This window comes from Coprococcus intestinihominis (genome assembly GCF_040096555.1).
Taxonomy (GTDB): Bacteria; Bacillota; Clostridia; order Lachnospirales; family Lachnospiraceae; genus Coprococcus_A; species Coprococcus_A intestinihominis.
The window spans coordinates 1-7012 of the sequence record NZ_JBBMEK010000175.1; the positions used below are offsets into that span (position 1 = coordinate 1).

At 43.6% G+C, this 7012-nt stretch carries 5 protein-coding genes and 1 pseudogene; 2 read left to right on the forward strand and 4 right to left on the reverse strand.

Translation table 11 applies throughout. The annotated features are described in order from the left end of the window. Nucleotides 1-116: 116 nt before the first annotated feature. Nucleotides 117-893, reverse strand: coding sequence for an enoyl-CoA hydratase-related protein (locus tag WMO25_RS12520; RefSeq protein WP_015512657.1), 777 nt, complete (start codon nt 891-893; stop codon nt 117-119). 428 nt (nt 894-1321) lie between these two features. Between WMO25_RS12520 and WMO25_RS12525 the strand changes: the two genes are divergently transcribed. Beyond that, nucleotides 1322-1744, forward strand: coding sequence for a MarR family winged helix-turn-helix transcriptional regulator (locus WMO25_RS12525; RefSeq protein ID WP_250800059.1), 423 nt, complete (start codon nt 1322-1324; stop codon nt 1742-1744). A gap of 137 nt (nt 1745-1881) precedes the next feature. Here the strand turns inward: WMO25_RS12525 and WMO25_RS12530 are convergent, their stop codons facing one another. Then, on the reverse strand, nt 1882-2904 hold the full coding sequence (locus tag WMO25_RS12530) for a stage V sporulation protein AD (RefSeq protein WP_349085571.1): 1023 nt from the start codon (nt 2902-2904) through the stop codon (nt 1882-1884). 171 nt (nt 2905-3075) lie between these two features. Between WMO25_RS12530 and WMO25_RS12535 the strand changes: the two are divergent. Next, a pseudogene (locus tag WMO25_RS12535) lies at nt 3076-4758 on the forward strand (AAA family ATPase). 96 nt (nt 4759-4854) lie between these two features. Here the strand turns inward: WMO25_RS12535 and WMO25_RS12540 are convergent. Together WMO25_RS12540 and WMO25_RS12545 are read right to left on the reverse strand one after the other, a co-directional pair. Next, a complete protein-coding gene (locus WMO25_RS12540; protein WP_349085573.1) occupies nt 4855-6897 on the reverse strand; it encodes an ABC-F family ATP-binding cassette domain-containing protein in 2043 nt (680 codons plus the stop codon). A gap of 1 nt (nt 6898) precedes the next feature. Further along, nucleotides 6899-7012 (reverse strand): DUF815 domain-containing protein (locus WMO25_RS12545; protein ID WP_349085574.1); only part of this gene is annotated, 114 nt, incomplete at its 5' end.

Here is a 7012-nt window from a genome sequence, read left to right on the forward strand (position 1 = left end):
ACACTATTCTGTTAAAAAATAAACACTTCTCTTATTTAAGTGAGGCGAAATACGACCCGCGCATTTCGCCCCGAAAATGTCAAACCGTCTCTTAAATTAAACTCAGATCAATCCAATTAGAAATCTGTCAGGTTTGCTTTACGTTTTTCAAGGAATGCTGTCATACCTTCCTTCTTATCATCTGTTGAGAATGATAAGCCGAACAGATTTGCTTCAAGTGTAAGACCACTTGCAAGATCTGTATCCATACCTGTGTTGATAGCCTGTTTAGCAAGAGAAACAGCATAGCTACCCTTGGACATGATCTTCTTAGCCATTGCTTTACATGTATCAAGCAGTTCTTCCTGAGGAACAACCTTATTAGCAAGACCGATTCTGTAAGCTTCCTGAGCATCGATCTGATCACATGTGAAGATCAGTTCTTTTGCACGGCCCTTGCCTACAAGACGTGGGAGACGCTGTGTGCCGCCGAAACCTGGAAGAATACCAAGACCTGTTTCTGGCTGACCAAACTTAGCATTGTCAGATGCTACACGAATGTCGCATGCCATAGAAATCTCGCAGCCACCGCCAAGAGCGTATCCGTTAACTGCTGCGATTGTAACCTGAGGCATTGTTTCAAGCTTTAAGAAAGCTTCTTTAGCAAGAAGACCCATCTTTCTTCCTTCAGCAGGTGTTGCATTCACCATTTCAGAAATATCTGCACCTGCAACGAAAGCCTTTGTGCCTGAACCTGTCAGAATAACAACTCTGATATCTTTGCGTTCTGCAATTTCGCCAAAGCACTGGTCAAGTTCTGCAAGTGTTTCACTATTCAATGCATTCAGTGACTTTGGTCTGTTGATTGTTACTACTGCTACCTCGTTTTCGACTTCCATTAATAAATTGTTCATAAAGCATCCTCCTAAACTTATGATACATAATTAATTATTGTCACAAACAATTATTGGTACGCTAACTGTTTGTGTATGTGCTTATTATAATATCTCTTTTTCATTTTGTCTATCCATTTTTGAATGATTTTGTCACAAAAATCACAATCCAAATTTGTATAATTTGCCAAAAATTGAAAATGATTGAGTTTTTTTCTTTCAATTGAAGTACTTGGTATCAATTTTGTTGTAACAAACCAACTTATAAATTCCCCATCCCGGCATTTTAAACCTTATGGACATTATAATAATTGAATAAATTTCTCTGGAATTGCTTGACAATCCGCCAAAACCCATTTAAACTAAAATAGTTCGTCTGCCAATTATTTTGGCAGGCAAAATGCATCGAACTGTTATAAAGCTATTTGTATATTAAGAAAAGGAGCAACATGGAATTAAATCAATGTATTAACTATCTGCTCACCACATCTCAGCACAGGGTCTTCCAGGAAGTCAGCAAACGCCTGGAACCCTTTGATGTTACACCTGTTCAGTATGGTGTGCTCTACTGTCTGTGGAAGGGTGACAAAACGACTCCGAAGGAAATTGCAGCGGAGTTGAAACTTGAAAATTCAACAATTTCAGGTATTCTCGATCGTATGGAGAAGAAGGATCTGTTAAAACGCCAGGTCAGTACAGAAGACCGCCGTTACATAGAAGTTGTTTTGACAGAGAAGGGGGCTGCCCTTGAGAAGCCGGTTCTCGATACTATCGATACAGCGAATATCGACATTCTGGCTGATATCTCTGATGAAGAACAGCAGATACTGAAGAAGAATCTCAGACTGCTGGCAGGACTGGAAGAGGATTAGAAGTTTCAGTCATTATAATAAACCCGCTGTAAAACCTATATTGGGAGGTTTTACAGCGGGTTTTCTCTTTTGTAAACAGGATTTTTCTTGACATTCCCTTAAGTAAACTGCTTAATCGTCCGACTGCCATCATTCAATCAGATTTTCTCAATCACAACCCCGTGGGCAATTCCCGGTACACTCTGTCCTTCATTAAAGCTCACCGTTGACAACAATGCGCCTGTGGGTACAAATAGTATTCTCTGCCATTCTCCCCGATTTATTTTCGGCAGCAGATAGGCCGCCAGTGTTACTGCACTGCATCCGCAGCCGCTGCCGCCTGCATGGGTATCCTGGCTCTCCGAGTCAAAGATCAGCATACCACAGTCCAAATGCCTGTCACTGATATCATAACCATGTTCAGCCACCAGTTTCAGAAGAATCTGCTGTCCCACTTTCCCCAAATCTCCGGTGATAATAGCATCATAATCTGTGGGCTGCCTGTTAAAATCCTTTAAATGCTGACAAATGGTATCACAGGCCGCCGGTGCCATGCAAGCCCCCATATTCATAGAATCTTTCACACCAAAATCAATGATGCGCCCGGGAGTTCCGCCAGTGATTTTCGCCATAGCTTTACCTTTTTTATCTTCTGCCGCCACGATCACGGCTCCACTACCTACAACGGTCCAAGTGGCGGATAACGGCCTCTGATTGCCATAGGGCAAAGGAAAGCGGAACTGTTTTTCAGCTCCTGCAAAATGACTGGATGTCACTGCCAGCGCATAATTGCCTGCACCGCCGCACAGGGCCATAGAAGCCAGAAGCAGGGATTCTCCAATGGTGGAACATGCCCCATACACACCAAAAACCGGCCGTTCCAGCTCCATCAGTCCAAAAGATGTAGCAATCAGCTGCCCCAATAGATCTCCGGCAAAAAGAAAATCCAGTTGTTCTTTGGATAAACCGGCCTTTTTAATCGCTTTCTCTGCCGCCATCAACTGCATGGTACTCTCTGCCTGCTCCCATGTCTCCATGCCAAACTTCGGGTCTTTCTCCACATGGTCAAAATACTGTCCAAGAGGTCCCTGTCCCTCTTTCTCCCCTACAACAGAAGAAGCCGCCAGAATCACCGGCGGCTTCTCAAAAATCATTGAATTATTGCCAACTTTCTGAATCATACATAAGCCTCCACGTAGAATGTGTCTTTTGTATCAGTATGAATCAAAAAGTAAATATTATTCCTGACAACAAACTCTGCCTGTAATTGTAAAACCTCCGCTGCTGTGATATGATAATTACATTGAAACCATCATCGAATTCGATTATTTTTTCAGAAAGGAGCTGGCATGATGCAAACATTCAATATTCCTGTTGGTATTTCTGACTTTTCAGAAATCCGTCAAAACGGATATTACTACGTTGATAAAACCGGCCTGATTGCCTAATTATTAACCAACTCTGCTGCAAAAGTCACCCTCATTACAAGGCCCCACCGCTTTGGCAAAACCCTTGGCATGAGCATGCTGGCTGCTTTCTTCGATATTCATAAAAACAGTGACACTTTATTTGAAGGACTTGAAATTTCCAAAGATACTGCGTCCTGCCAGAAATGGATGAATCAATATCCCACACTCTTTCTGACTTTCAAAGATGTGGATGGGCTGAATTTTGATGACGCATACGGTCAGCTTGCTGCCCAGATTGCTGATTTATACAAAGAACATGCATATTTGCTTGATTGTCCGATTATAGACAGCGATGATAAACAGATTTTTCTTGAATTGAAAGCAGGCACTGCCGGCAAAATTCACCTCAGCCGTTCTCTGGTTCTGCTGATGCGCATGATGAAAACGTATTATCACAAACCGGTTATTCTTTTACTGGACGAATACGATGTTCCACTTGCAAAAGCCAGCAGCCATGGGTATTATACCGAAATGCTCAGCCTGATTAAAACGCTTCTGAGCACCGCACTCAAAGATAACCCCAATCTCTGCTTTTCTGTGATTACCGGTTGCCTCAAAATTGCAAAGGAAAGCATTTTTACAGGCACTAATAATTTTGTATCCGACACCATCAGTCATTCCCGCCTGAATGAATATTTCGGTTTTACTGAAAATGATGTCAATACGCTTCTCAAAAAAGCACATGCAGAAATATATGCTTCACAGGTAAAATACTGGTACGACGGGTACCGTTTCGGAGATTTTGACGTCTACTGTCCATGGGATGTGATGAATTACCTCCGAGATTTGCAGATAAATCCTCAAGCTCAACCTTCAAGTTATTGGAAAAACACCAGTGATAATGCCATTATCCGTTCTTTTATTGATTATGCAGGCAATACCATCACCAAAAAGCTTGAAAAACTGCTCTCCGGTGAATACATTCTTCAGCACATCGATGAAAATCTGACTTATGATTATCTCCATTCTTCCGAAGATAATCTGTGGAGTATTCTTTACCTGACCGGTTATCTGACCAGAGCCGATAACGTACAGCTTTCCGCCCCTCAGACGGACGGTGTCTATGCGCTGAAAATTCCAAACGCTGAAATTCGTGAAATCTTTGAGACTACCGTTATCAAATGGTTTGACGACAGTGCCCGAACCTGGAACAGACAGGCATTGTTTCAGGCTGTCTGGAATACAGACTGTTCCCGAATCACTGATGAAATGACCAAACTTCTGCGAAAAACCATCAGTTACCATGATTATCTCGAAGATTATTACCACGCTTTTCTGGCAGGTATCTTTGCAGGATCCAGTTATATCGTTGAATCCAATAAGGAACATGGTGAAGGCCGCAGTGATGTTGTGGTCTATGATACTGAAAACAGCCGCGTTGCCGTCTTCGAAGCAAAGTACTCAAAATCTCTTGAGCAGATGGAATCAGATTGTGACGCTGCTCTGCAGCAGATTGAAGAGAAAATGTATGCCAAAGAATATGAAGATGGGTATGACCAGATTCTATGCTATGGTATTGCTTTTTTCAAAAAGCGCTGTCTGGTTCAGGCTGTAAAAAATGACTAGAAAATAGAATTTTAAACACCAACTAACTTGACGAATACTTAAAACAAAAATATCCTGAATAAGCATTTCAAAATCATCTGAAAATGATTTTTCTTATCAGGATATTTCTGTTTCTGAATTTCTAATTTCAGCAATAATATACCTATTATTCTTGTCAATCACTAATTCTTCTTTATGTTCTAGCACTTGAGGATGCATTTCTTCCCAGATATCGTACCAGTCTAAACACGACTTATACCATTGTTCTAATACATCATCTACCTGACTTCCGACACTTTCGGGATATAGATTTTCATCAACAGAAGTTAGTTCTTTGACATCCGATGAACCAACTTCATCATCGCATACCTGCTCTATCCACTTTTCCCACTCATCCTGCTTCATTTTCTTCACCGAATGATAATAATTCTCCGCTTTCTCAGCCGCATCTGCCATAGCTTCTGCTGCCAATCTTAACTGCCAGTCGAGAAAGGCCTGGTCTGTGGACAGTTCATGTCCAAGCAGTGTAGCGCCCTTCGGCACATTTTTCAAGCCCGCAATGAGGGCCTGGTCCTCGGCGGTCATCTGTCCCAGGACAACGGCGGCGTCTTTTTCTGAAACACCGGCAGCCCGGTATTGATTCATCCGCTCCAGCCGTTCCATATAATGTCTGTAGCCAAATGGGTAATAAGATACCTGACCGTTCTCAAAAATCAGCAGCGCATCCGCCACCTGTTCAATGAAATAACGGTCATGGGAAATAAAGAGCATGGTGCCTTTGTAAACTCTAAAAGCAGATTCCAGGGTTTCTCTGGCCGGAATATCCATATGATTGGTAGGCTCGTCCAGCATCAGGAAGTTCGGCCGTTTTTCAAGGATTTCTGCCAGTACGAGCCGGGCTTTCTCACCGCCGGAAAGGTCGCTGACCGTTTTCTGCACATCAGCCCCTTCAAAAAGCCATGCTGCCAGTTCATTCCTGACATCTTTCTCCGGCATGGCAGGAAAAAGGTCATGAAAATGCTCCAGCACTTTCTTGTCAGATGTCAATGCTGCCGACTGCTGATCGAAATATCCCGGTTCTATATGAAGTCCCAGCTGACATTTACCCTTGACAGGTGCCAGAAGTCCCGCTACTGTCTTGAGAAAAGTCGTCTTGCCGGCACCGTTTGGCCCGATAATGCCGATCTTCTGTCCCCGTCGGATGCGCAATGAAAGTTCTGCAATAGCCTTGCCGTCGTAACCAATCTTCAATTCTTCTGCCTCAGCTACCCATTTGCCACCCATCACCGCAGGTACCAGTTCCCCGGTAAAAATATGTTCTGCCAGTGTCGGCGGAGTCGGCAATTTCTCCATGCGCTCTATCAATTTTTTCTTGGATCGAGCAAAGGCTGCCTTTTTCGGTTTGTGCTTGAAACGCTCGATCAGCTGATTCAGCCGTTCCAATTCTGCCTGCTGCTGCTCGTACTGCTTCTTCCAGATGGCCAGATTCTTCAGCTTCTGCTGTCGAAACTGGGTATAATTGCCCACATAACGTACAAGTTTCTTATCTGTCAGCTCATAGACAATTTCTGCCGTTTCATCAATAAAATATCGGTCATGGGAAACCATGACAACCGCGCCCGAATAATTCTGCAGATAATTTTCCAGCCACCGGACACTCTCCATGTCCAGATGATTCGTTGGCTCATCCAACAACAGGATATCCGGTTTTTCCAGGAGCAGCCGTACCATAGCAATCTTTGTCTGTTCTCCTCCGGAAAAATCCGACAAACGTTTTTCTTTATCTTCTTTTGCAAAGCCAAAGCCAGTAAAAATCCTGTCATATTCCTGCTCGAATTCGAAGCGCTCCCGGTCCCAGGTATCTCTGGAAGGGCACAGCACCATCATCTCTTCCTGCACCGTATGGGCAGTATTCTCAAAGATCTGCTGTCTCAGCATGCCAATAGTCACATTTCTTGCCAGATAAATGCCCTCACCCTGCCTGCGGTCATCTCTTTCCAGAAACAGCTCCCCGGCAATCAGCCGCAAAAACGTTGTTTTTCCGGAACCGTTCGGACCGGTAATGGCAATGCGTTCCCGCCCCTTGATCTCAAAATCGAAATGCTCCAGAAGATTTTCACCGCCAATGGCCAGTGTGCCGTCCGTAATCCGATACAGCATCTTAAATCTCCACTGTACCCTGCAGGTAATTGATAAACTGCTGTGCCGTACGTCCGGAAATACCGCCGTGACGCATCTCCCACTTATTTGCCTCAGCACAGAGTTCTTCATCTGT

Bases quoted from the DNA above. Each gene is read 5' to 3' on its own strand.
- WMO25_RS12540 (WP_349085573.1), bottom strand. From the start codon at position 6,897: ATGCTGTATCGGATTACGGACGGCACACTGGCCATTGGCGGTGAAAAT.
- WMO25_RS12530 (WP_349085571.1), bottom strand. From the start codon at position 2,904: ATGATTCAGAAAGTTGGCAATAATTCAATGATTTTTGAGAAGCCGCCG.
- WMO25_RS12525 (WP_250800059.1), top strand. From the start codon at position 1,322: ATGGAATTAAATCAATGTATTAACTATCTGCTCACCACATCTCAGCAC.
- WMO25_RS12520 (WP_015512657.1), bottom strand. From the start codon at position 893: ATGAACAATTTATTAATGGAAGTCGAAAACGAGGTAGCAGTAGTAACA.